Annotated in this window: 24 protein-coding genes; 5 read left to right on the top strand and 19 right to left on the bottom strand. The window is 62.5% G+C overall.

Going from position 1 to position 19,548, the window contains the following annotated elements; all coding sequences use genetic code 11:
* Positions 1-81 precede the first annotated feature (81 nt).
* Together NA645_RS15840 and NA645_RS15835 are read left to right on the top strand one after the other, a co-directional pair.
* Positions 82-336, top strand: coding sequence for an outer membrane protein assembly factor BamE (locus NA645_RS15840; RefSeq protein WP_256049724.1), 255 nt, complete (start codon positions 82-84; stop codon positions 334-336).
* A gap of 9 nt (positions 337-345) precedes the next feature.
* Positions 346-888: a lipocalin family protein gene (locus tag NA645_RS15835; RefSeq protein ID WP_256049723.1), complete on the top strand. Its 543-nt coding sequence runs from the start codon at positions 346-348 to the stop codon at positions 886-888.
* Positions 889-893: 5 nt separating this feature from the next.
* On the opposite strand, the gene NA645_RS15830 is transcribed toward NA645_RS15835, so the two are convergent.
* Complete coding sequence (locus NA645_RS15830) at positions 894-1,325, bottom strand: hypothetical protein (RefSeq protein WP_256049722.1); 432 nt, start codon at positions 1,323-1,325, stop codon at positions 894-896.
* A 78-nt stretch (positions 1,326-1,403) separates the two neighbouring features.
* Here NA645_RS15830 and pip point away from each other — a divergent pair, with 78 nt between their 5' ends.
* A complete protein-coding gene (pip, locus tag NA645_RS15825; protein WP_256049721.1) occupies positions 1,404-2,375 on the top strand; it encodes a prolyl aminopeptidase in 972 nt (323 codons plus the stop codon).
* Positions 2,375-2,812 carry a D-aminoacyl-tRNA deacylase gene (gene dtd, locus NA645_RS15820; RefSeq protein ID WP_256049720.1) on the top strand — a complete coding sequence of 146 codons (438 nt, stop codon included), beginning with the start codon at positions 2,375-2,377 and terminating at the stop codon, positions 2,810-2,812. Before pip ends, dtd begins: the two co-directional genes overlap by 1 nt.
* 204 nt (positions 2,813-3,016) lie before the next feature.
* On the opposite strand, the gene NA645_RS15815 is transcribed toward dtd, so the two are convergent.
* The 16 genes from NA645_RS15815 to trmL form a co-directional block, all read right to left on the bottom strand.
* Positions 3,017-3,436, bottom strand: a complete 420-nt coding sequence (locus NA645_RS15815; protein ID WP_256049719.1) for a UPF0158 family protein — start codon at positions 3,434-3,436, stop codon at positions 3,017-3,019.
* A gap of 105 nt (positions 3,437-3,541) precedes the next feature.
* Entirely contained in the window at positions 3,542-4,249 is a 708-nt protein-coding gene (locus NA645_RS15810) for a 16S rRNA (uracil(1498)-N(3))-methyltransferase (RefSeq protein WP_256049718.1), read from the bottom strand.
* Positions 4,246-5,046 carry a twin-arginine translocase subunit TatC gene (tatC, locus tag NA645_RS15805; RefSeq protein ID WP_256049717.1) on the bottom strand — a complete coding sequence of 267 codons (801 nt, stop codon included), beginning with the start codon at positions 5,044-5,046 and terminating at the stop codon, positions 4,246-4,248. The genes NA645_RS15810 and tatC overlap by 4 nt, the downstream gene beginning before the upstream one ends.
* Complete coding sequence (gene tatB / locus NA645_RS15800) at positions 5,043-5,432, bottom strand: Sec-independent protein translocase protein TatB (protein ID WP_256049716.1); 390 nt, start codon at positions 5,430-5,432, stop codon at positions 5,043-5,045. The genes tatC and tatB overlap by 4 nt, the downstream gene beginning before the upstream one ends.
* 3 nt (positions 5,433-5,435) lie before the next feature.
* Complete coding sequence (gene tatA / locus NA645_RS15795) at positions 5,436-5,666, bottom strand: twin-arginine translocase TatA/TatE family subunit (RefSeq protein WP_131649419.1); 231 nt, start codon at positions 5,664-5,666, stop codon at positions 5,436-5,438.
* A gap of 24 nt (positions 5,667-5,690) precedes the next feature.
* Positions 5,691-6,023: a phosphoribosyl-ATP diphosphatase gene (locus NA645_RS15790; protein WP_131649420.1), complete on the bottom strand. Its 333-nt coding sequence runs from the start codon at positions 6,021-6,023 to the stop codon at positions 5,691-5,693.
* On the bottom strand, positions 6,016-6,411 hold the full coding sequence (gene hisI, locus NA645_RS15785) for a phosphoribosyl-AMP cyclohydrolase (protein WP_256049715.1): 396 nt from the start codon (positions 6,409-6,411) through the stop codon (positions 6,016-6,018). The genes NA645_RS15790 and hisI overlap by 8 nt, the downstream gene beginning before the upstream one ends.
* Positions 6,412-6,460: 49 nt before the next feature.
* Positions 6,461-8,071, bottom strand: a complete 1,611-nt coding sequence (gene ubiB / locus NA645_RS15780; protein ID WP_256049714.1) for a ubiquinone biosynthesis regulatory protein kinase UbiB — start codon at positions 8,069-8,071, stop codon at positions 6,461-6,463.
* Complete coding sequence (locus NA645_RS15775; RefSeq protein WP_256049713.1) at positions 8,068-8,691, bottom strand: ubiquinone biosynthesis accessory factor UbiJ; 624 nt, start codon at positions 8,689-8,691, stop codon at positions 8,068-8,070. The genes ubiB and NA645_RS15775 overlap by 4 nt, the downstream gene beginning before the upstream one ends.
* Entirely contained in the window at positions 8,691-9,461 is a 771-nt protein-coding gene (gene ubiE, locus NA645_RS15770) for a bifunctional demethylmenaquinone methyltransferase/2-methoxy-6-polyprenyl-1,4-benzoquinol methylase UbiE (protein ID WP_256049712.1), read from the bottom strand. The genes NA645_RS15775 and ubiE overlap by 1 nt, the downstream gene beginning before the upstream one ends.
* Before the next feature lie 141 nt (positions 9,462-9,602).
* Positions 9,603-10,472 carry an alpha/beta fold hydrolase gene (locus tag NA645_RS15765; protein ID WP_256049711.1) on the bottom strand — a complete coding sequence of 290 codons (870 nt, stop codon included), beginning with the start codon at positions 10,470-10,472 and terminating at the stop codon, positions 9,603-9,605.
* Positions 10,473-10,718: 246 nt separating this feature from the next.
* Entirely contained in the window at positions 10,719-11,093 is a 375-nt protein-coding gene (locus NA645_RS15760) for a gamma-butyrobetaine hydroxylase-like domain-containing protein (RefSeq protein ID WP_256049710.1), read from the bottom strand.
* Positions 11,094-11,220: 127 nt separating this feature from the next.
* Entirely contained in the window at positions 11,221-12,564 is a 1,344-nt protein-coding gene (gene hslU / locus NA645_RS15755) for an ATP-dependent protease ATPase subunit HslU (protein WP_256049709.1), read from the bottom strand.
* A gap of 173 nt (positions 12,565-12,737) precedes the next feature.
* The gene (hslV, locus tag NA645_RS15750) at positions 12,738-13,274 is read right to left on the bottom strand and encodes an ATP-dependent protease subunit HslV (RefSeq protein WP_256049708.1); all 537 of its coding nucleotides are present in this window, start codon (positions 13,272-13,274) and stop codon (positions 12,738-12,740) included.
* Between the two features lie 293 nt (positions 13,275-13,567).
* Entirely contained in the window at positions 13,568-15,931 is a 2,364-nt protein-coding gene (locus NA645_RS15745) for an FdhF/YdeP family oxidoreductase (RefSeq protein WP_256049707.1), read from the bottom strand.
* A 106-nt stretch (positions 15,932-16,037) separates the two neighbouring features.
* A complete protein-coding gene (trmL, locus tag NA645_RS15740) occupies positions 16,038-16,499 on the bottom strand; it encodes a tRNA (uridine(34)/cytosine(34)/5-carboxymethylaminomethyluridine(34)-2'-O)-methyltransferase TrmL (RefSeq protein WP_256049706.1) in 462 nt (153 codons plus the stop codon).
* Positions 16,500-16,573: 74 nt separating this feature from the next.
* On the opposite strand from trmL, the gene NA645_RS15735 reads away from it, so the two are divergent.
* A complete protein-coding gene (locus NA645_RS15735; RefSeq protein WP_256049705.1) occupies positions 16,574-16,951 on the top strand; it encodes a hypothetical protein in 378 nt (125 codons plus the stop codon).
* Positions 16,952-16,978: 27 nt separating this feature from the next.
* Here NA645_RS15735 and ntrC read toward each other — a convergent pair whose 3' ends face one another.
* Positions 16,979-18,415: a nitrogen regulation protein NR(I) gene (gene ntrC / locus NA645_RS15730; protein WP_256049704.1), complete on the bottom strand. Its 1,437-nt coding sequence runs from the start codon at positions 18,413-18,415 to the stop codon at positions 16,979-16,981.
* On the bottom strand, positions 18,402-19,493 hold the full coding sequence (glnL, locus tag NA645_RS15725) for a nitrogen regulation protein NR(II) (protein ID WP_256049702.1): 1,092 nt from the start codon (positions 19,491-19,493) through the stop codon (positions 18,402-18,404). The genes ntrC and glnL overlap by 14 nt, the downstream gene beginning before the upstream one ends.
* Between the last annotated feature and the right edge of the window lie 55 nt (positions 19,494-19,548).

Genomic DNA, 19,548 nt, shown 5'->3' with positions numbered 1-19,548 from the left:
GCGGGGAACCACCTCGCGTGCTCGCTTCCTAATCTCTATCAGCCGGGCGTGGTCGACCCGACCGAACCAAGGAATCTGTCAATGTCGCTGCGTTATTTATCGTTGTTCGCCGTTGTCGTATTGCTGACGGCCTGCAGCCCGGTCACCCAGGAGAATTTCGCCAAGCTGAAAGCCGGCATGCCCCGCGCGGAAGTTGAGGAATTACTCGGTAAGCCCGGTGAGTGCGCCGGCGCGCTGGGCATGTCCAGCTGCACCTGGGGACAGAAGAACCGCTTCATCAGCATTCAGTTTGCCGGCGACAAGGTGATGATGTTCTCCGGCCAAGGCCTGCAATAAGGAGCACCTATGCGTTTTCTTTTAGTCCTGTGTTGCGCGCTGTTGATCACTGGTTGCGCAGGTTCACGGAATGTCGAAGGGCCCGAGACGGTCGGTCAGGTCGATCTCCAGCGCTATCAGGGCACCTGGTACGAACAGGCGCGCCTGCCGATGTTCTTCCAGCGCAACTGCGTGCGTTCTGAGGCCGAATATCAGTTGCAGAATGACGGCAGCGTGGCGGTGACCAACCGCTGCGAAACCGCCGACGGCGAATGGCAACAGGTCCACGGTCAAGCGGTGCCTCAACAGGCTGGAAAGACCGACAGACTCTGGGTTCGCTTCGATAACTGGTTCAGCAGCCTGTTTCCGGGGCTGACCAAAGGGCACTACTGGATTCTCTACCTTGACGATGACTACCGTGTGGCGCTGGTTGGCAGCCCGGACCGAGATTATCTGTGGCTGCTTTCGCGTGAGAAGGAAATCGACGCGGCAACGCGCGACAGGCTGCTCGCTGAAGCCCGTGAGCGTGGCTACGATGTCAGAGAACTGATATGGCGCGGCGAATCGTCCTGACGCGGTTATTCCCAGTCCAGCCGCGCCAACAGCCACTCACCATCCTCGTGCCACCATTCGAGCCTGACGTGATAGTGCCCGATGCGTTGCGGTAGCCAGCGTTCGGCGCCGGTCAGTGCTACCTGGGCTTCGCTGTAGCCTTTGTCGGAATACGTTGGGTCGATCCAGCTCTGAGGATTCAGGGCAATCACCTGCACGTTGGCATGGCGCAGGAACATCAGGGCGGTCGTGCGCCGAACCCAGTCGCGGTCAAGGTTCTGGTTGGCGCGAAACTCCGGATGTATGCGCGCCATCAGGTCGCCGTTGTCCTTGTTTTCGATACTCTCTTGCAGCGATCGCGCGGCCATTTCAAGCGCGGCCTGCGGATCGTTGCGGCCACAGCCGGCCAGTAGCAGCGCCAGCGCCGCAATAGCTGCGGCTAATTTCCATACAGGCATGCCGAACCTCTCGAACCTCGTTATGATGCCGGAAACGTCAGGCGGGCCTTGGCCCGCGCACCGATCATGGAGTGTGCCATGCAGACCTTGTATCCGGAGATCAAACCCTACGCCCGGCACGAGCTGGCGGTCGACCAACCGCATGTGCTTTACGTGGACGAGAGTGGATCACCGGAGGGCCTGCCCGTGGTATTCGTGCATGGCGGCCCAGGCGGTGGCTGTGATGCCCTGAGCCGACGTTTCTTCGACCCCAACCTGTACCGCATCATCACCTTCGACCAGCGTGGCTGTGGCCGCTCGACCCCTCACGCCAGCCTGGAAAACAACACCACCGCGCATCTTATCGCCGATATGGAGCGGATTCGGGAGCATCTCGGCATCGACAAATGGGTACTGTTCGGTGGGTCCTGGGGCTCGACCTTGTCGCTGGCCTACGCTCAGGCATTTCCCGAACATGTGCACGCGCTGATCCTGCGCGGCATTTTCCTCTGCCGGCCGAAGGAGTTCCACTGGTTCTACCAGGAAGGCGCCAGCCGATTGTTTCCGGACTACTGGCAGGACTTTCTTGCGCCGATCCCGCCGGAGGAGCGGGGTGATCTGATGCAGGCTTACTACAGGCGCCTGACCGGCAGCGATCAGATCGCCCAGATGCACGCCGCCAAGGCCTGGTCCTGTTGGGAAGGCCGTACCGCCACGCTGCGGCCCAACACTCAAGTCGTCGATCGTTTCTCCGATACCCATCGGGCGCTGGCGATGGCACGCATCGAGTGCCATTACTTCGTCAACGATGCTTTCCTCGAGCCCGATAAACTGCTGCGTGACATGCACAAGATCGCTCATCTTCCGGGGATCATCGTGCATGGGCGTTATGACGTCATCTGCCCACTGGAAAATGCCTGGGAACTGCACGAAGCATGGCCGAACAGCGAGCTGCAGATCATCCGCGAAGCGGGTCATTCGGCTGCGGAGCCCGGTATCTGTGACGCCCTGGTGCGTGCCGCCGCGGACATCGCCCACCGCTTGCTCGATCTGCCGCCCGAGGAAGCCTGATGAAGGCATTGATCCAGCGCGTGCGGCAGGCGCGGGTCGAGGTGGCAGGCGAAGTGGTTGGCGCCATCGACCAAGGGCTGTTGGTACTGGTCGGCGTCGAACGTGAAGATGACCATGCTCGGGCTGACAAGCTGTTGCACAAGCTACTGCGCTATCGCGTTTTCAGCGACGAGCAGGACCGGATGAACCGCTCGTTGACGGACATTGGTGGCGGTCTGCTGCTGGTCTCCCAGTTCACCCTGGCTGCCGATACCGGTAGCGGTCTTCGGCCCAGTTTTTCCAGCGCGGCACCGCCGCAACTCGGCGAGGAACTCTACGACTACCTGCTGGCGCAGGCACAGCGTCAGCATTCGCCGGTCGCCAGCGGGCGTTTCGGCGCTGACATGCAGGTCTATCTGCTAAACGATGGGCCGGTGACCTTTCTGTTGGAGAGCTGAGTGCCGGGAAGCTGGCTCGTAGGTGGGGCGGCCCTTTGTGCTTCACTTCGCTCCGCCCCTCACCCCAACCCTCTCTCCGGCGGGAGAGGGAGACAAGTCGGGTGGCAAGCGCCGCCCAGGACATGCCCTATTGCAGCAATCCCCTCTCCCTCTTGGGAGAGGGCTAGGGTGAGGGAGTGGGCCCTCCAACCGGTACGAGAAAAACTAGCGCCCCGAGGGCTCCAGTCCGTTGTCGTGCAGCCAGGTGATGGCGTATTCGCGTAGCTGAACAGCCTGATAGTCCAGCCAGGCCTGGCGTACTGCGGGAAAATCCTCCAGTTTGAAATCGAAGGTTCGCAAAGGCTTGCGGCCTGTTAATGCGTCGCTGAGCATCGCGTGAGCGATGGGGTCATGCTGGGTGAACAGAAACGCCTCGCGCATGGCGATCGATTCGGCAAGCCCGAGGGGTTCGATATGCAGAAAGCGGTCCTCCTGCACTTCGTATTTTTCGTCCACGCCCGGCGCGGTTTCGCCGGGAAATACCGCGCGGATTTGGCCGGACTCCAGATCGAGGTAATGTTCGCTGGCGTCGCGGTTATCCAGCGCGTATTCCAGCCGGTGAAGATCGATGGTCAAAGGGCGCATGGCAGCTACTGCTTTTGGGGTTCAGTAGCTCTGACCCACATGCTCCGGATGCGTGCATTACGTTCATCGGTACTGCATCGCCACGCGACGTACGTGCCGGCTTTGTCAGAACAGACGCGCCAGCAGCGCACTGACGGCGGTTTCCACTCGCAGGATGCGCGCGCCCAGCTGAACAGGTTGCAGACCTGCTTCGCTGAGCTTGTCGATTTCGTAGGGTATCCAGCCGCCTTCCGGACCGATGGCCAGCGTCACCGATTCGGTGATGGCGCGTGGACAGTCCGGATAGTTGCCCGGATGCCCGACCAGACCGCGAGTACCTGCGGCCAATTGCGGCAATCGATCCTCGACGAAGGGCTTGAAGCGCTTCTCGATACTTACATCCGGAAGCACGGTATCGCGTGCTTGTTCCAGCCCGAGCAGCAGCTGCTCGCGAATGGCGGCCGGTTCAAGGAAAGGGGTTTGCCAGAAGCTCTTTTCCACGCGATAACTGTTGAGCAGCACCAACCGCGGTACGCCCATGCAGGCGACGGTCTGCAGTACACGGCGGAGCATCTTCGGTCTTGGCAGCGCCAGCAGCAATGTGATCGGCAGTTTGGCCGGCGGCGGTTGATTCAGCTCGACCTCTAGCTCCGCCTCAAAGGCGTCCAGCCGCAGCAAGCGGCCCTGGCCCATTTCGCCGCCAAGCAGGCCGACCCTGAGATGTTCACCTGCCTCGGCACGGTGCACTTCTTGAATATGCGTGAGCCGGCGATCATGCAGGACCACGCGATTGGCGGCCACGAAATCGGCCGCCTCCAGCAGCAGCAGGTTCATGGACGAGGCGTAGGCGATTGGTCGCTGGGGTGCGGTTGGTCGTCTTCGGCATCGCCGCGGAACTCTTCACGCTTCTTGACCATGCTGCCGCAGATCAACCCGGCCTCGAACAGCAGCCACATCGGTATGGCAAGTAGCGCTTGGGAAAACACGTCGGGCGGCGTCAGCACCATCCCGACGACGAAGCAGCCGACGATCACGTAGGGGCGGCTTTTGCGCAAGGTAGCAACGTCGACGATGCCGACCCAGATCAGCAGGAAGGTCGCCACCGGAATCTCGAAGGCCACGCCAAAGGCGAAGAACAGCGTCAGCACGAAGTCCAGGTACTGGCCGATGTCCGTCATCATCGCCACGCCCTCGGGCGTCACGCTGGCGAAGAAGCCGAACATGATCGGAAACACCACGAAGTAGGCGAAAGCCATGCCGCCGTAGAACAGGAAGATGCTGGAAATCAGCAGTGGGATGGCGATGCGCTTTTCGTGTTTATACAGGCCGGGAGCGATGAACCCCCAGATCTGATGCAGGATCACCGGCATCGAGAGGAAAAGCGCCACCATCATCGTCAGCTTGAACGGCGTGAGGAACGGCGAGGCCACGCCGGTGGCGATCATCGTCGCCCCTTCCGGCAGATAGGCGCGTAACGGTGCGGCCACCAGCGAATAGATCTGCTGGGAAAAGTAGAACAACACCCCGAACAGCAGCAGGATGGCCACCACGCAGCGCAGCAGGCGCTTGCGCAGCTCCGTCAGGTGGGCAACCAGCGGCATTTCCTGATCATCGATGGAAGGCTTGCTCATGGCTCGGCTGATCTGTCCGGTCGGGGTGCGGGGGCCGTTTCGGCGGGTTTGGGCTCGGTCGTTGGCGATGTGTCGATCGCGTTGACGTCAGGCGGTGGCGTCGCCGATTGCGGACTGGATTTTGCCGGGACGCTGGGCGGGCTCGGCATGATGCTCTGCTTCATTTCGCGTTCGAGGTCGAGAATGCGCTCGTTGTGCAGCTGACGGCGAATCTCGTCGGCGCCGATTTCCCGTTCGACCTCGGCCTTGATGTTAGCGAAGCTGCGCTTGGCCCGGCCGATCCAAAGACCGGCGGTGCGCACCGCGCCGGGCAGACGCTCGGGACCTAGGACGAACAGCGCTACCAGGCCGACCAGCAGCAGTTCGGTGAAGCCGATATCGAACATGCCTCAGTTCTTCTTCGTCGGATCTTCGACTTTGCGGGCCTCGGCATCGATGGTATGGCTCTGCTTTTCCTCGACGCTGGGCTTTTCCTCATCGGTGCCCATCGATTTGCGGAAGCCCTTGATGGCGTCACCCAGATCCGAGCCCAGGCCCTTGAGGCGCTTGGTGCCGAAGAGCATGACCACAATGAGCAGAACGATCAGGAGTTGCCAGATGCTGATTCCACCAAAACCCATGCTGCAGTACTCCGAAGTTGACTATCAGGATTGTGGGCGCGCGGCTTTTTCCGCATGCCCGGAGAGACCGAATCGCCGGTCGAGTTCGTCCAGTACCGCCTGTGGATGCTGATCCAGCGCGGCCAGCATCACCAGACTGTGAAACCACAGATCCGCGGTTTCATAGATCAGCTCGCTGGCATCGCCGCTGATGGCGGCATCCTTGGCGGCCAGGATGGTTTCCACTGACTCTTCGCCGACTTTCTCGAGAATCTTGTTCAGACCCTTGTGGTAGAGGCTGGCCACATAGGAACTGTCCGCTGCCGCACCCTTGCGGGCTTCCAGCACCTCGGCCAGGCGGGCAAGGGTGTCACTCATGTTGGTGCTCCGCATAGATCGCGTGGGGATCTTTGAGGACCGGTTCGACGGTTTTCCAGTCGCCGTTCTCGAAGACCCGATAAAAGCAGCTTTCACGTCCGGTATGGCAGGCGATGCCACCGATCTGCTCGACCATCAGCACGATGACGTCGGCATCGCAGTCCAGGCGCAGTTCATGCAGTTTCTGCACATGACCGGACTCCTCGCCCTTGCGCCACAGCTTGCCACGCGAACGTGACCAGTAGATGGCGCGGTTCTCCGTCGCGGTCAGCGTCAGGGCTTCGCGGTTCATCCAGGCCATCATCAGGACGCGCCCGGTCCTGTGGTCCTGCGCAATCGCCGGGACCAGGCCATCGGCATTCCAGTTGATTTCGTCCAGCCAGTTCATCGGCTTCTCCGTGCAATGCGCCAAGTTTGCCAGCCTCGCCGACCGCTGGCTATCGGCGTACGACGATGAACAGGCCGGCCGCCAGCATCAGCCAGGCCGGCCAAGCGGCGGCGGCTGTGAAAGTCTCGGCCCCGGCTGCCAGAACCGCGCCGCCAGCCAGCAGCGATGCGCCAATCAGTCGCAGCGGCCAGCCGTGGTGACGTTCGCGCCAGGGCGGCGCGGGATTGTTGGCATGGGGTTGTGACATGTGCTCGAGCAGCTCGCGGGTCATGCCGGCCAGATGCGGCAATTGCTCGATCTGCGCGTGTGCGTTCTTCAGCAACTGCATGGGACTCATGCGTTCGCGCATCCAGCGCTCAAGGTAAGGCTGGCCGGTGGACCACAGGTCCAGCTCGGGATACAGCTCGCGACCCAGCCCCTCGATGTTCAGCAAGGTCTTCTGCAGCAACACCAGCTGCGGCTGGACTTCCATATTGAAGCGCCGCGCCACTTGGAACAGGCGCACCAGCAACTGACCGAAGGAGATGTCCTTCAGTGGCTTCTCGAAAATCGGCTCGCAGACGGTACGGATCGCCGCTTCGAATTCGTTGACCTTGGTTTCCGCCGGCACCCAGCCCGAATCAATGTGCAACTGCGCGACCTTGCGGTAGTCGCGCTTGAAGAAAGCCATCAGGTTGCGCGCCAGGTAATCCTGGTCTTCAGGCGTCAGGCTGCCGACGATGCCGAAGTCCACCGCGATGTACTGCGGGTTCCATGGTTGGTGAGTGCTGACGAAAATGTTGCCGGGGTGCATGTCGGCGTGGAAGAAGCTGTCACGAAAGACTTGGGTGAAGAAGATTTCCACGCCGCGCTCGGCCAGCTGTTTCATGTCCGTACGCTGTTCGGCCAGGCGCTTCATATCGGTCACCGGCACACCGTAGATGCGCTCCATGACCAGCACCTGCGGGCGGCACAGGTCCCAGTAGACCTGTGGGATGTAAAGCAGCGGTGAGCCCTGGAAGTTGCGCTTGAGCTGGCTGGCATTGGCCGCTTCGCGCAGCAGGTCGAGTTCGTCGTAGATGGTTTTGGCGTAGTCGTCGACCACCTCCACCAAGTGCAGGCGGCGAGCCTCGGTAGACGCGCGTTCGGCAGTCTTGGCCAGCAGGAACAGCCAGGCGATGTCCTGGCTGATGATTGGCCGCAGATTCGGCCGGACCACCTTGACCACCACTTCTTCGCCGCTGCGCAGCTTGGCGGCGTGTACCTGGGCGACCGAGGCGGAGGCCAGCGGTTTGCTATCGAATCGCGCGAATATCTCGCCCACCGATGCGCCCAGCTGCCGCTCGATCAGGGCGGTGGCAACGGCCGAATCGAAAGGCGGTACGCGGTCCTGCAGCATCGCCAGCTCTTCGGCGATATCCAGCGGCAACAGGTCGCGGCGAGTCGAGAGAATCTGGCCGAACTTGATGAAGATCGGCCCCAGACCTTCCAGCGCCAGGCGCAGGCGCGCACCGCGAGACAGCACGCTGCGGCGCCGTGGCAGCCAGCGCCAGGGCAGCAGATAGCTGGAGGTGCGTAGCCACCAGGGCATCGGCAGGTCGAGGATAATGTCGTCCAGGCGGTAGCGGATCACCACCAGCAGGATGCGGAACAGGCGGCGGGTGGCGGCGAACAGCTTCATTCGGCTTGGTCTGGTTTCAGAGATTGGTTGAGTCGCTCGACTCGGGCTTCGAGTCGGTCGAGGTCGAGTTTGAGGCGGTCGAGTTCAGCGAAGCGGGCTTCGGCCTCGGCCATGCCGACCAGCGTTCGTGACTCTTCGCTGAGGTAGTCGGCCATGTTCTGGCGCAAGCTTTCGGCGCTCTGCCGTGCCCAGGCGGTCTGGCCGCGCACGCCGGAGCCAAGCAGCTGAGCGCCGACCGGACCGAGCCAGCGTGAAACTTCGTATTCCCAGTCCAGCTCGAGATCCTGCAGCACTTCGGCAAGGCTCATCAGCAACGCACTGTCGCCCTCGATCTCGACGTCCGGGCCGTGCAGGATCGCGGTCTTGTTACGACTGGTCGCCAGACGCAGCAGGCTTGCGGCGGGCGCGCGCAGACGGCAATCAGCCTCGCTGCCCCAGTCGCCAGCCAGGCGCAGCCCTTCGCTATCGGCCAGCACGAACAGGCGCCAGGCGGGCGTCGTGCAGTCGATTTCGATGACGCGACCGCTCAGTCGGGCCAGCCGCGGCAATGCGGTAGGGTCCAGGCGCAGGACGCGGTTGATGCCGCGCTCGGCCGCGGCCAACAGGGCAGCGCGCAACATCAGGGCTTGATGCCGCGATGCAGGGCGACGATGCCGCCGGTCATGTTGTGATAGGTCACGCGCTCGAAGCCGGCGTTGGCCATCATGCCCTTGAGGGTTTCCTGGTCCGGGTGCATGCGGATCGATTCGGCCAGGTAGCGGTAGCTCTCTGAGTCATTGGTGATCAGCTTGCCCATCATCGGCAGCAGGCTGAACGAGTAGGCGTCGTAGGCCTTGGAGAACAGCGGGTTGGTGGGTTTGGAGAACTCCAGCACCAGCAGCCGCCCGCCGGGCTTGAGCACCCTCAGCATGGAGGCGATGGCGTCTTCCTTGTGGGTGACGTTGCGCAGGCCGAAGGCGATGGTGACCACGTCGAAGTGGTTGTCCGGGAAGGGCAGTTTCTCGGCGTCGGCTTGGACGAACTTGACGTTGCCAGCCACGCCCTTGTCCAGCAGTTTGTCGCGCCCGACCTTGAGCATCGAGGCGTTGATGTCGGCCAGCACCACTTCACCGGTGGGGCCGACGAGGCGCGAGAACTGCCGGGTCAGGTCGCCGGTGCCGCCAGCGATGTCCAGCACGCGATTGCCAGGGCGTACGCCGGACAACTCGATGGTGAAGCGCTTCCAGAGGCGGTGCACGCCGCCGGACATCAGGTCGTTCATCAGGTCGTATTTGGCGGCTACGGAATGGAATACCTCGGCCACCTTGTGTGCTTTCTCGCTCTCCGGCACGTTCTTATAGCCGAAGTGGGTGATGGGCTCTGCGTCATGCTCTTTGCGGGGATCGGTCATGTCACTGTCACCGGAAGAATGTGCCGGCATTCTAAACCTAAAAGGCTGCGGTGAGCTTCAAGCGGCAAGCCTCAAAAGATTTGTCCGATGGGCTCGGCCGCTGTGCAGCTTGCCGTCCTCGCAGGCAATGTCCGCCTGCGCTCAGTGGTGACTCCGCTCCAGGAATTCCCGCGACAGGCGCGCCACTTCATCGAGGTGGGTTTCCAGCAGCCAATGACCGCCATCCTGGAACAGGTGCAGCTCGGCGTTCGGCAGGTCGCGCAGATAGGCCCGTGCCGAACCTTCGGGCATATAGCCGTCGCGAGGACCCCAGACGATCAGGGTGGGAGGCTGATGGTCGCGCAGGTAAGTCTGGTAGCGGGGGAACCAGGCCAGGTTCTCCTTGAGTCCTGCGATCACCTGCACCGCGATCTTCTTGCGGCGCGGTGTCATCAGCGCCCAATGCAGGTGCCACAGATCTGGCGGAATGCATTTGGCTAGCTCCGGCTCCACCTCGTTGAGAAATTCTTCCTTGAAGCCTTCGAGGCTGACGGCGTCGGCCAGCCCGGCGCGCGCCTGTGGGGTCGGGTTGGCGAAGAAGCGTTGCAGCGCGGCGTACTTGGGTCCCAGTTCATCCTCATAGATATCGCCATTCTGCAGGATCAGCGCGGCAATGCGCTGCGGCTGGGCGATGGCCAGGCGCAGGCCGATCTGCGAGCCGAAGTCGTGCAGGTAGAGTGCAAAGCGCTCGACGCCCAGGCGGCGGGTGAAACGATCGAGAAAGTCGGCGTAGCCATCGAAGTCGTAGGCGAAATCGTCCGGCGTCGCGCTGTAGCCGCAGCCTGGGAAATCCGGTGCAAGCAACCGCCAGCGGTCGGCAAGTAGAGGCATATAGGCCCTGAATTCGTAGGACGAGCAAGGGTAACCATGAGGCAGTAGAACCACAGGCGCGTTCTGCGGACCGGCGGCTCGGTAGAAGACGTCGATGCCGTCCAGGTCGAGGCGGTGATGAGTGACACTGCGGGTATGCATGGCGGAGGCTCCCGGTAGTCGTATGTGGCGGGTCTGTTGACTACGTTCGAACCTGAGCTTTGACCGCGCGCGCGTCGGCGCGCTCATCGGTTGTGCTGCCATTGGGCGGGAAGGTTAGGGTGGCCAAGGGCACAGCTAAGCGGCTGCCCCGTCGAGATGCGCGGTTGGAGAAAGCGGGTGGGTTGCAATCCGGCGAGCGAGTGTCACTTCGGCAGTTGGCTGCAGCGCAACGCAGCCAACTGCCCTTCAAAGCATCAGCTTGACCGGTGAGATATCCGGGTCGCGGGATTTACCGGCGTTGGCTAGCGCCTGGAGGTATTCGTCCCAAAGTTGCTGCTGGTTGCGCGACAGATGGTCGAGGTATTCCCAGCTGTAAAGACCGCTGTCGTGGCCATCGCTGAAAATCAGCTTCAGCGCGTACTGACCGGCAGGTTCCACGCCTTCCAGCGCAACGTTGATCTTGCCGGTCTGCAGAATCGGATTGCCATGGCCCTGGACTTCGGCAGACGGCGAATGCACCCGCAGAAATTCAGCCGGCAGGCTGTAGCGCTCGTCGGCGCCGTATTCCAACTCCAGGGTTTTCGAAGCCTTGCGGAGTTTGATCTGAGTGGGGATGCGCATGGGCATACTCCGTATGAGCTTGAAGCTTGAAGCTTGAAGCGGAAAGCCAAAGCCGGAAGCCTGTCTGCTGCTGAACAGGTCGTGCCGCACCTTCTCCCTGCTTCAGGCTCCCAGCTACCAGCTGCTTTTAAAGGATATACCGCGACAGATCTTCGTCTTCCGCCAGCTCGCCGAGGTGCTTGTTGACGTAGGCGGTATCGATGCGGATCGGCTCGCCGTTCTGCTGGCCGGCCAGGTCGCCGGCGCTGAAGGAGACTTCTTCCAGCAGGCGTTCGAGCAGGGTGTGCAGGCGACGGGCGCCGATGTTCTCGGTCTTCTCGTTGACCTGCCAGGCGATTTCGGCCAGACGCTTGATGCCGTCCTCGGCGAATTCGATATGCAGCCCTTCGGTCTTCAGCAGCTCACGGTACTGCTCGGTGAGCGAGGCGTGCGGTTCGGTGAGGATGCGCTCGAAGTCTTCCGGCGACAGCGCCTTGAGCTCGACGCGAATCGGCAGACGGCCCTGCAGCTCGGGCACCAGATCGCTGGGTTTGGAGAGGTGGAAGGCGCCGCTGGCGATGAACAGGATGTGATCGGTCTTGACCATGCCCAGCTTGGTGTTGACCGTGCTGCCCTCGATCAGCGGCAACAGGTCGCGCTGCACGCCTTCGCGAGAGACATCGGCGCCGCTGGTATTACCGCGCTTGGCGACCTTGTCGATCTCGTCGATAAATACGATGCCGTTCTGCTCCACGGCCTCCAGAGCGCGGGCCTTGAGCTCTTCCTCGTTGACCAGGCGCGCCGCCTCCTCGTCCCGCACCAGCTTGAAGGCGTCCTTGATCTTCAGCTTGCGGCTCTTCTTTTTACCCTTGCCCATGTTGGCGAAGAGATTCTGCAACTGGCTGGTCATTTCCTCCATGCCGGGCGGGGCCATGATCTCCACGCCAGCAGGGCTGTCGGCGACCTCGATATCGATTTCTTTGTCGTCCAGCTGGCCCTCGCGCAGGCGCTTGCGGAACAGCTGGCGGGTGTTGGAATCGCTGCTCTGCACCGGCTCCTCACTGAAACCGACCGGGCGCGCCTGGGGAAGCAGGGCGTCGAGGATGCGCTCCTCGGCGGCGTCTTCGGCGCGGTGCTGCATCTTCTGCACTTCCTGCTCGCGCAGCATTTTCAATGCGGCGTCGGCCAAATCGCGGATGATGGATTCGACATCGCGGCCTACATAGCCGACTTCGGTGAACTTGGTCGCTTCCACCTTGATGAAGGGTGCATTGGCCAGCTTGGCCAGGCGACGGGCGATTTCGGTCTTGCCGACGCCGGTTGGGCCGATCATCAGGATGTTCTTCGGCGTGACTTCCGGACGCAGCTCGGCGGAGAGCTGCATGCGCCGCCAGCGGTTGCGCAGGGCGATGGCCACGGCGCGCTTGGCGTCGTCCTGACCGATGATGTGGCGGTTGAGTTCGTGGACGATCTCGCGGGGCGTCATGGACATGTTCGGTACTCCGGAAAGCTGATCAGGATGTAAGCAGGCCACTGAAAAACGTAGGCGAGGCAGGCAAGACGAGGCAAAAACAGGCGAGGACGCGGAGTTTGGTGATCTAAATGAGCAGTCCGAGCCTGTTTTTAACGAAGTATTGCCAACGCAGGTAGTTTTTCATCGGTCTGTCAGACGGCGCTGTCCAGCTCCTCAATGGTCAAGTTCTGATTGGTGAAGACGCAGATGCTGCCGGCGATGTTGAGCGCAGTCTCGGCGATTTCCTGGGCGGACATTTCGTCGCCGCCCTTGCGCAGCAGCGCCATAGCCGCGGCCTGGGCGAAACCGCCGCCCGAACCCATAGCGATCAGGTCGTCCTCGGGCTGCACTACGTCGCCGTTGCCGGTGATGATCAAAGATGCGTCCTTGTTGGCCACGGCGAGCATGGCTTCCAGGCGGCTCAGCGAACGGTCGGTGCGCCAGTCCTTGGCCAGCTCGACGGCGGCGCGCACCAGATGGCCCTGGTGTTTTTCCAGTTGACCCTCGAAGCGCTCAAAGAGGGTGAAAGCGTCGGCGGTGGCGCCGGCGAAACCGGCCAGCACCTGGCCGTGGTAGAGGCGGCGGACCTTCTTGGCGTTGCCCTTCATGACGGTATTGCCCAGGGAAACCTGGCCGTCGCCGCCCATGACGACTTTGCCGTTGCGGCGCACTGAAACGATGGTGGTCAAGGAAAATTCTCCACGCGGCGGGGCGATGAATGCCCGAATGCGGTTGATATGGGGGAGGGCAAAGCGCTTTTCAACCGGCCGTGTTCCGTCCGGCGGCCAGGAATCGCATCTTTCGTGGGAGCGGCCCGTTGCTGCGGTGGAGGTGTCGTTGATCGCGCTCCCATGCTCCAGCGTGGGAGCGTCGTGTTGGGACGCTGAGCGTCTTCAGAGGTGCCCACGCAGAGCGTGGGCACCATCAAGACAACAAGGAGGCGCGCCTACGGCGAAGGGAGGTGGCCCGAATCTAGCTTAGGTCAGGCCGCGCCAACCCCTGTCGGTGGGTTGGGCTCGACCGGCACGTTGGAAGCTCGAGTCGCGGCGATGACCTTGCGCAAACGCACCGGAATCGATTTCGCCGCCGGCACCTTGCTGCGCTTGGCGTGGTGCCAGACCGGCAACAGCACGTTGCACTCGGGGTAGTAGCCGGCGCAGCAGCCTTCGGGAATGTCGTAGGGCGTCACGCGCAACGGTCCGACCGCGCGATGCACGCCATCGTCCACTTCGGTCACTGCCTCGATCTGGTCGCCCTCGGCCAGGCCCAGGCGGACGATGTCGTTGCGGTTCATCATGATCACCGCGCGGGTGCCGTGAATCCCACGGAAGCGGTCGTTGTAGCCGTAAACAGTCGTATTGAACTGATCGTTGCTGCGCAGCGTCATCAGTTGCAGCACGTCGTGCCGCTCATGCCCGCCTTCCTCGGTATCGGGGTCTGCCGCCAGTTCCGGCGGGTTGATGAAGTTGGCTTTGCCGGTTTCGGTATCCCACTGGCGCTGGCTGGCGCCCAGGGGCCGATGGAAGCCGCCCGGCTCCATCATGCGTACGTTGAAGTCATGGAAGATTTCCGGATAACTCTCGGCGATGGCATCGCGGATCAGGTTGTAATCGCCAACCCAGGCGTCCCAATCGAGATTTGGATTGTCCACCAGCGTCGCCTTGGCCAGCCGCGCGACGATGGCCGGTTCGGACAGCAGCAACTCACCAGCGGGCTCGGCTGCCCCGCGCCAGGCCCGAATGCAGCCGGTGCTGTCTTCGGTGGTGTTGCGCTGCTCGCCGGTGGCCTGGCGGTCGATCTCGGTACGGCCCAGGCACGGTAGGATGTATGACACCTCGCCAGTGATCAGATGATTGCGATTGAGCTTGGTGGACACCTGCACCGAAAGGCGCAGCTTGCGCCAGGCCGGTTCGATCTGCGACGTATCGGGCACCGCGCGGACGAAGTTGCCACCCATGGCGATGAAACCCCTGATACGGCCGTCGATGATGCCCTCGCAGGCTTCGACGGTGTTGACGCCGTTCTCGCTGGGTGGCTCGAAACCGAACTGTCGGCGCAGGTTGTCGGCCGGCACCTTCGCCGCCTTTTCGGTGATGCCCACGGTGCGCTGGCCCTGGACGTTGGAATGCCCGCGCACCGGGAGAATGCCGGCGCCTTCCTTGCCCATGTTGCCGCGCAGCAGCAACAGGTTGACCAGCATCTGCACCGCCTCCACGCCATGGCGGTGCTGGGTGATGCCCATGCCATACGCGACGATCACCCGCTGGCAGCTGGCGTAAGCGGTGGCGGCGGCCTCCATCGCCGCGCGGCTGAGGCCCGAGCAGCGCTCCAGAACCGGCCAGGCATAGCCGCGCACACGCTGTTCGAAAGCCTCGTAACCGTGGGTGTGCTGCGCGATGAAATCGACGTCGAGTACCTGTGGCCTGCCAGCCGCTTGCGCCTCGTCGTCCATGGCGAACAGGGCTTTGCAGACGCCGGTGACAGCAGCGATATCCCCGCCAATCGCCAGCTGGTGATATTGGGTGCTGATCACCGTGCTGTCCGGCGTTAGCATTTCCCTGGGTGATTGCGGATTGACGAAGCGCTCAAGACCGCGCTCGCGGATCGGATTGAAGGTGACGATCTCGGCGCCGCGCTCGCGGGCAGCTTGCAGCTCGTGGAGCATACGCGGACTGCTGGTGCCGGTGTTCTGGCCAAAGAAGAACAGCCCGTCGGTCTTCTCCATGTCGTTCAGGGTGACGGTCGCCACCGGCACGCCGATGCTCTCCGGCAGTGCCACCGAGGTGCTTTCGTGGCACATGTTGGAGCTGTCTGGCAGGTTGTTGGTGCCGTACATCCGCGCCAGCACGCCATACATGTAGGCGGTTTCCAGCGAGGCACGACCGGACATGTAGAAGACCACCTGGTTGGGGTCGGCCATGGCTTTCAGTTCCTGCCCGATCTCGGCGAAGGCCTCGTCCCAGCTGACCGGTTTGTACTGGTCGCTAGCGGCGTCGTAGCGCATGGGATGGGTCAGGCGGCCCTGGTGCTCCAGATCGAAGTCAGTCCAGTTCAGCAATTCACGCACTGTGTGGGCGGCGAAGAAATCCGGGCCGCAGCGACGGCTGGTGTTCTCCCAGGCGGTGGCCTTGGCGCCGTTCTCGCAGAATGACAGTGGCCGCGACGGGTGCGGCTTGGCCCAGGCACAACTGACACAGGCGAAGCCATCGATGGGTTTGTTCTGCTTGAGCAACAGCGAGGCGCCGGCTAGCGGGATCTTCTCGCGAATCAGGATATTGGCGACCGAATAGGCCGAGCCCCAGCCGCCGGATGGTGCGTGATAGGGCTTGAAGGTAGGCTGGCTCACGTCGTTCTCCTGTGCTTTTGTTGTGGAGGCGCATGGAGTTACGACGTGGGGGTCGGATGATCGTTCACCCTTATCGATACTAGGGTTATACGGCTTGTTACAAGCCTTATTGCAACGCGAAATCCAGCTGGCGCCAGGCTTCGTAGACGGCCACCGCTACGGTATTGGAGAGGTTCAGGCTGCGGCTGTCGGGGCGCATCGGCAGGCGCAGGCGTCGTTCGTTGGGCTGTGCGTCGCGGATTTCCGGTGGCAGTCCGCGGCTTTCCGGGCCGAACAGAAAGGCATCGCCGCGCTGGAACTGCACTTGATGAAAAGGCTGCGAGCCTTTGGTGGTGAACGCGAAAAGGCGCGTCTGGCCGATGCTAGCTAGGCAACTGCTCAGATCGGCGTGGCGTTGCAGCGGCGCGTACTCGTGATAATCCAGGCCCGCCCGGCGCAAGCGTTTGTCGTCGAGCTCGAAGCCCAGCGGTTCGATCAGGTGCAGGCTGCAGCCGGCATTGGCGCAGAGCCTGATAATGTTGCCGGTATTCGGCGGAATTTCCGGCTGGAAAAGGATCACATGAAACATGCGCGTCACCGACTCTAAAAACGACCGGCATTCTACTGCGGCAGGCGACCCTGCGGCACGATCCGCTACCTCGCTTGCGTCGGCGCTTTTTCGCCGCGCTGGTGCTGATCGGGCTGCTGATGGGCGCCATGATCGGCCGCATTACGGCGCCCGGGCCGGTGCAGCTGCTGCGTGCCGAGCCGATCGCCGGTGGGCTGCAGCTGTGGTTCGATCGCGAGCCGGAGCTCTACAGCCAGGACGTGGACGGGGCGGTGGGCATGCTGTTCCAGGCGCAGGGCAGCGCCGCGGATGGACGGCTTGATATCAGCGGCACCAACGTCGGCTGGCGCCTGCAAACGACTGAGAACGGATTGTTGCTGCACTTCGTGGCGACCAGACCGCTGGTGGCCGAGTCGGATGGCCAGGAAGTCGGTGGTGACTGGCGATTGGACGTGCGGGTCGCGCCGCGCTGATGGCGCAACCCGGTACGTATCGGTCGGTCAGTTGTCCTCGCCTTCGTCGTCCTCGCCACCGTCCACGCCCATCCCCAGCTCCTTGATCTTACGCGTCAGGGTGTTGCGACCCCAACCCAACAGCAGAGCGGCGTCGCGCCGTCGTCCGGCGGTGTGTCGCAAGGCGGTTTCGATCATGATCCGCTCGAATGCCGGCACCGCCTCGTCGAGCAAACCTGACTGGCCGCGTGCCAGCGCAAGATCGGCCCATTGATGCAGCGCCTGTTCCCAGTTGTGTACCGGTAGAGCATCGGCAGGCTGATTGAGCAGCTCCGGCGGCAGGTCGCTCACATGTACTTCGCGTCCCGAGGCCATGACCGTGATCCAGCGGCAGGTGTTCTCCAGCTGACGCACGTTGCCGGGCCATGGCAGGTTCTGCAGATATTCCTCGGTCTCGCTCTTGAGCAGCTTGGTCTCGACGGCCAACTCTTGCGCGGCCCTGGCTAGAAAGTGTTGCGCAAGCGTTGGGATGTCTTGGCGTCGATCGGCCAGGCGCGGGATGTGAATGCGGATGACGTTCAGGCGGTGGAACAGGTCTTCGCGAAACTTGCCGGCCTGTACCAGCGTTTCCAGGTCCTGATGCGTCGCGGCGATGATGCGCACATCAACGCGAACCGGTGTGTGACCGCCGACTCGGTAGAACTCACCGTCGGCGAGCACGCGCAGCAGGCGGGTCTGGGTGTCGGCCGGCATGTCGCCGATCTCGTCGAGAAACAGGGTGCCGCCATCGGCCTGCTCGAAGCGCCCACGGCGCTGGTTGGCGGCGCCGGTAAAGGAGCCCTTTTCGTGGCCGAACAGCTCCGACTCCATCAGGTCCTTGGGGATCGCTGCCATGTTCAGCGCGATAAATGGCGAAGCGGCGCGCGGGCTGTGGCGGTGCAGGGCATGGGCGACCAGTTCCTTGCCGGTGCCCGACTCACCATTGATTAGCACGGTGATATTGGAATGCGAAAGGCGGCCGATGGCGCGAAAGACTTCCTGCATGGCCGGCGCCTCGCCGATGATTTCCGGCGTGTGGTGGCGGCTGATAGGCTCCTTGAGCTGCTCCTGTTCCTGCGTGTGCTGATGGGCGCGCTTGACCAGCGACACCGCATCGTCGACATCGAATGGCTTGGGCAGGTACTCGAATGCACCGCCCTGGTAAGACGCCACTGCGCTGTCCAGATCTGAATGGGCGGTCATGATGATCACCGGAAGACGCGGATAGTGCTCGCGGATCTGCGACAGCAGGTCCAGGCCGCTGATGCCCGGCATGCGGATGTCGGAAATGATCACATCTGGTTGCTGCCGCGCCAGTCGGCTCAGCATGCCGTCGGCGCTGTCGAAGCTCTGCGTGGCCATGCCTTCCTGCTGCAGAGCCTTTTCCAGTACCCAGCGGATGGAGCGATCATCGTCGACGATCCAGACGTTTTCACTTTGGCTCATGCTGATGGGCTCCTTGTTCCAGCGGCAGGAAGATCGAGAACGCGGTATGCCCAGGATGGCTCTCGCATTCGATCAGGCCCTGGTGCTGACTGATGATGTTCTGGGTGATCGCCAGCCCGAGGCCGGTACCGTCGGGACGCCCGCTGACCATTGGGTAGAAAAGCGTGTTCTGCAATTCGGCCGGGATCCCGGGACCGTTGTCGATGATTTCGATGCGCGTTACCAGGCGGTGGCGGACATGCCCGATGGTGAACTGACGCAGTGTGCGGGTACGCAATGTCAGGCGACCCAGTCCCAGTTCCGTCTGGCCGGCAAGTGCCTGCATGGCGTTGCGCATGATGTTGAGCACGGCCTGGATCACCTGCTCGCGATCGAGCAGCACCTCGGGAATGCTCGGGTCGTAGTCGCGCACCAAAATGAGGCGGCCTTGGCTTTCTGCTTCGATCAGGCTAGCGACGTGCTCCAGCACTTCATGAATGTTGGTCATCGTTAGCGATGGCAGCTTGTTCGAGCCGAGCATTCGGTCGACCAGGTTCCGCAGGCGGTCGGCCTCCTCGATGATTACCTCGGTGTAGTCCTTCAGGTGTTCCTCGGGCAACTCCCGCGCGAGCAGCTGCGCCGCGCCACGGATGCCGCCGAGTGGATTCTTGATCTCGTGGGCTAGGCCGCGAACCAACATTCTTGTGGTCTCGTGTGTGGACAGCTGCGCCTCCTCCTTGGTGATGCGCAATAGTCGATCACGCGGCAGCACCTCCAGCAGTAGCATGGTTTCTTGGCGGGTCAGCATCGGCGTGACCGCGTAATCCACGGTCAACGACTGGCCGTTGGTAGAGGTCAGCGTTGCCTCGCGCTTGGTAAAGGGGTGTGCCTGTTCGACGGCTTGGCGCAGGGCCGCCAGCGCTTCGGGCGACTCGGTGAAAAGTTCGCTGATGAACTGGCCGTGGCTACGTTGGCCGCTGACCGCCAGAAGCATCTCCGCTGCCGGATTCATGTATTCCAGACGCAAGCGCGAGTCGAGCAGCAGGGTCGCGGTGGTCAGGTTCTCGATCAGCAGGCGCTGTATGGCTTCGTTGATCATGGCTGTCTGCATCCGTTAGGTCTTACGACAAATGCAAGAAGCAAACCAAGCAGCT

It is taken from the genome of Stutzerimonas stutzeri (assembly GCF_024448955.1).
Lineage (GTDB): Bacteria > Pseudomonadota > Gammaproteobacteria > Pseudomonadales > Pseudomonadaceae > Stutzerimonas > Stutzerimonas stutzeri_AQ.
Note: the sequence above shows the minus strand (reverse complement) of the source record. Positions and strands in the feature narration are given on the sequence as shown.

What these genes read in the sequence shown, in the direction of transcription:
- tatC (WP_256049717.1), bottom strand. Translation starts at nt 5,046, where the DNA reads ATGAGCAAGCCTTCCATCGATGATCAGGAAATGCCGCTGGTTGCCCAC.
- NA645_RS15830 (WP_256049722.1), bottom strand. Translation starts at nt 1,325, where the DNA reads ATGCCTGTATGGAAATTAGCCGCAGCTATTGCGGCGCTGGCGCTGCTA.
- NA645_RS15765 (WP_256049711.1), bottom strand. Translation starts at nt 10,472, where the DNA reads ATGCATACCCGCAGTGTCACTCATCACCGCCTCGACCTGGACGGCATC.
- glnL (WP_256049702.1), bottom strand. Translation starts at nt 19,493, where the DNA reads ATGATCAACGAAGCCATACAGCGCCTGCTGATCGAGAACCTGACCACC.
- NA645_RS15810 (WP_256049718.1), bottom strand. Translation starts at nt 4,249, where the DNA reads ATGAACCTGCTGCTGCTGGAGGCGGCCGATTTCGTGGCCGCCAATCGC.
- NA645_RS15835 (WP_256049723.1), top strand. Translation starts at nt 346, where the DNA reads ATGCGTTTTCTTTTAGTCCTGTGTTGCGCGCTGTTGATCACTGGTTGC.
- NA645_RS15840 (WP_256049724.1), top strand. Translation starts at nt 82, where the DNA reads ATGTCGCTGCGTTATTTATCGTTGTTCGCCGTTGTCGTATTGCTGACG.
- ntrC (WP_256049704.1), bottom strand. Translation starts at nt 18,415, where the DNA reads ATGAGCCAAAGTGAAAACGTCTGGATCGTCGACGATGATCGCTCCATC.
- NA645_RS15790 (WP_131649420.1), bottom strand. Translation starts at nt 6,023, where the DNA reads ATGAGTGACACCCTTGCCCGCCTGGCCGAGGTGCTGGAAGCCCGCAAG.
- NA645_RS15760 (WP_256049710.1), bottom strand. Translation starts at nt 11,093, where the DNA reads ATGCGCATCCCCACTCAGATCAAACTCCGCAAGGCTTCGAAAACCCTG.
- ubiB (WP_256049714.1), bottom strand. Translation starts at nt 8,071, where the DNA reads ATGAAGCTGTTCGCCGCCACCCGCCGCCTGTTCCGCATCCTGCTGGTG.
- NA645_RS15815 (WP_256049719.1), bottom strand. Translation starts at nt 3,436, where the DNA reads ATGCGCCCTTTGACCATCGATCTTCACCGGCTGGAATACGCGCTGGAT.
- pip (WP_256049721.1), top strand. Translation starts at nt 1,404, where the DNA reads ATGCAGACCTTGTATCCGGAGATCAAACCCTACGCCCGGCACGAGCTG.
- trmL (WP_256049706.1), bottom strand. Translation starts at nt 16,499, where the DNA reads ATGTTTCATGTGATCCTTTTCCAGCCGGAAATTCCGCCGAATACCGGC.
- ubiE (WP_256049712.1), bottom strand. Translation starts at nt 9,461, where the DNA reads ATGACCGATCCCCGCAAAGAGCATGACGCAGAGCCCATCACCCACTTC.
- tatB (WP_256049716.1), bottom strand. Translation starts at nt 5,432, where the DNA reads ATGTTCGATATCGGCTTCACCGAACTGCTGCTGGTCGGCCTGGTAGCG.
- hisI (WP_256049715.1), bottom strand. Translation starts at nt 6,411, where the DNA reads ATGAACTGGCTGGACGAAATCAACTGGAATGCCGATGGCCTGGTCCCG.
- hslU (WP_256049709.1), bottom strand. Translation starts at nt 12,564, where the DNA reads ATGTCCATGACGCCCCGCGAGATCGTCCACGAACTCAACCGCCACATC.
- tatA (WP_131649419.1), bottom strand. Translation starts at nt 5,666, where the DNA reads ATGGGTTTTGGTGGAATCAGCATCTGGCAACTCCTGATCGTTCTGCTC.
- NA645_RS15775 (WP_256049713.1), bottom strand. Translation starts at nt 8,691, where the DNA reads ATGTTGCGCGCTGCCCTGTTGGCCGCGGCCGAGCGCGGCATCAACCGC.
- dtd (WP_256049720.1), top strand. Translation starts at nt 2,375, where the DNA reads ATGAAGGCATTGATCCAGCGCGTGCGGCAGGCGCGGGTCGAGGTGGCA.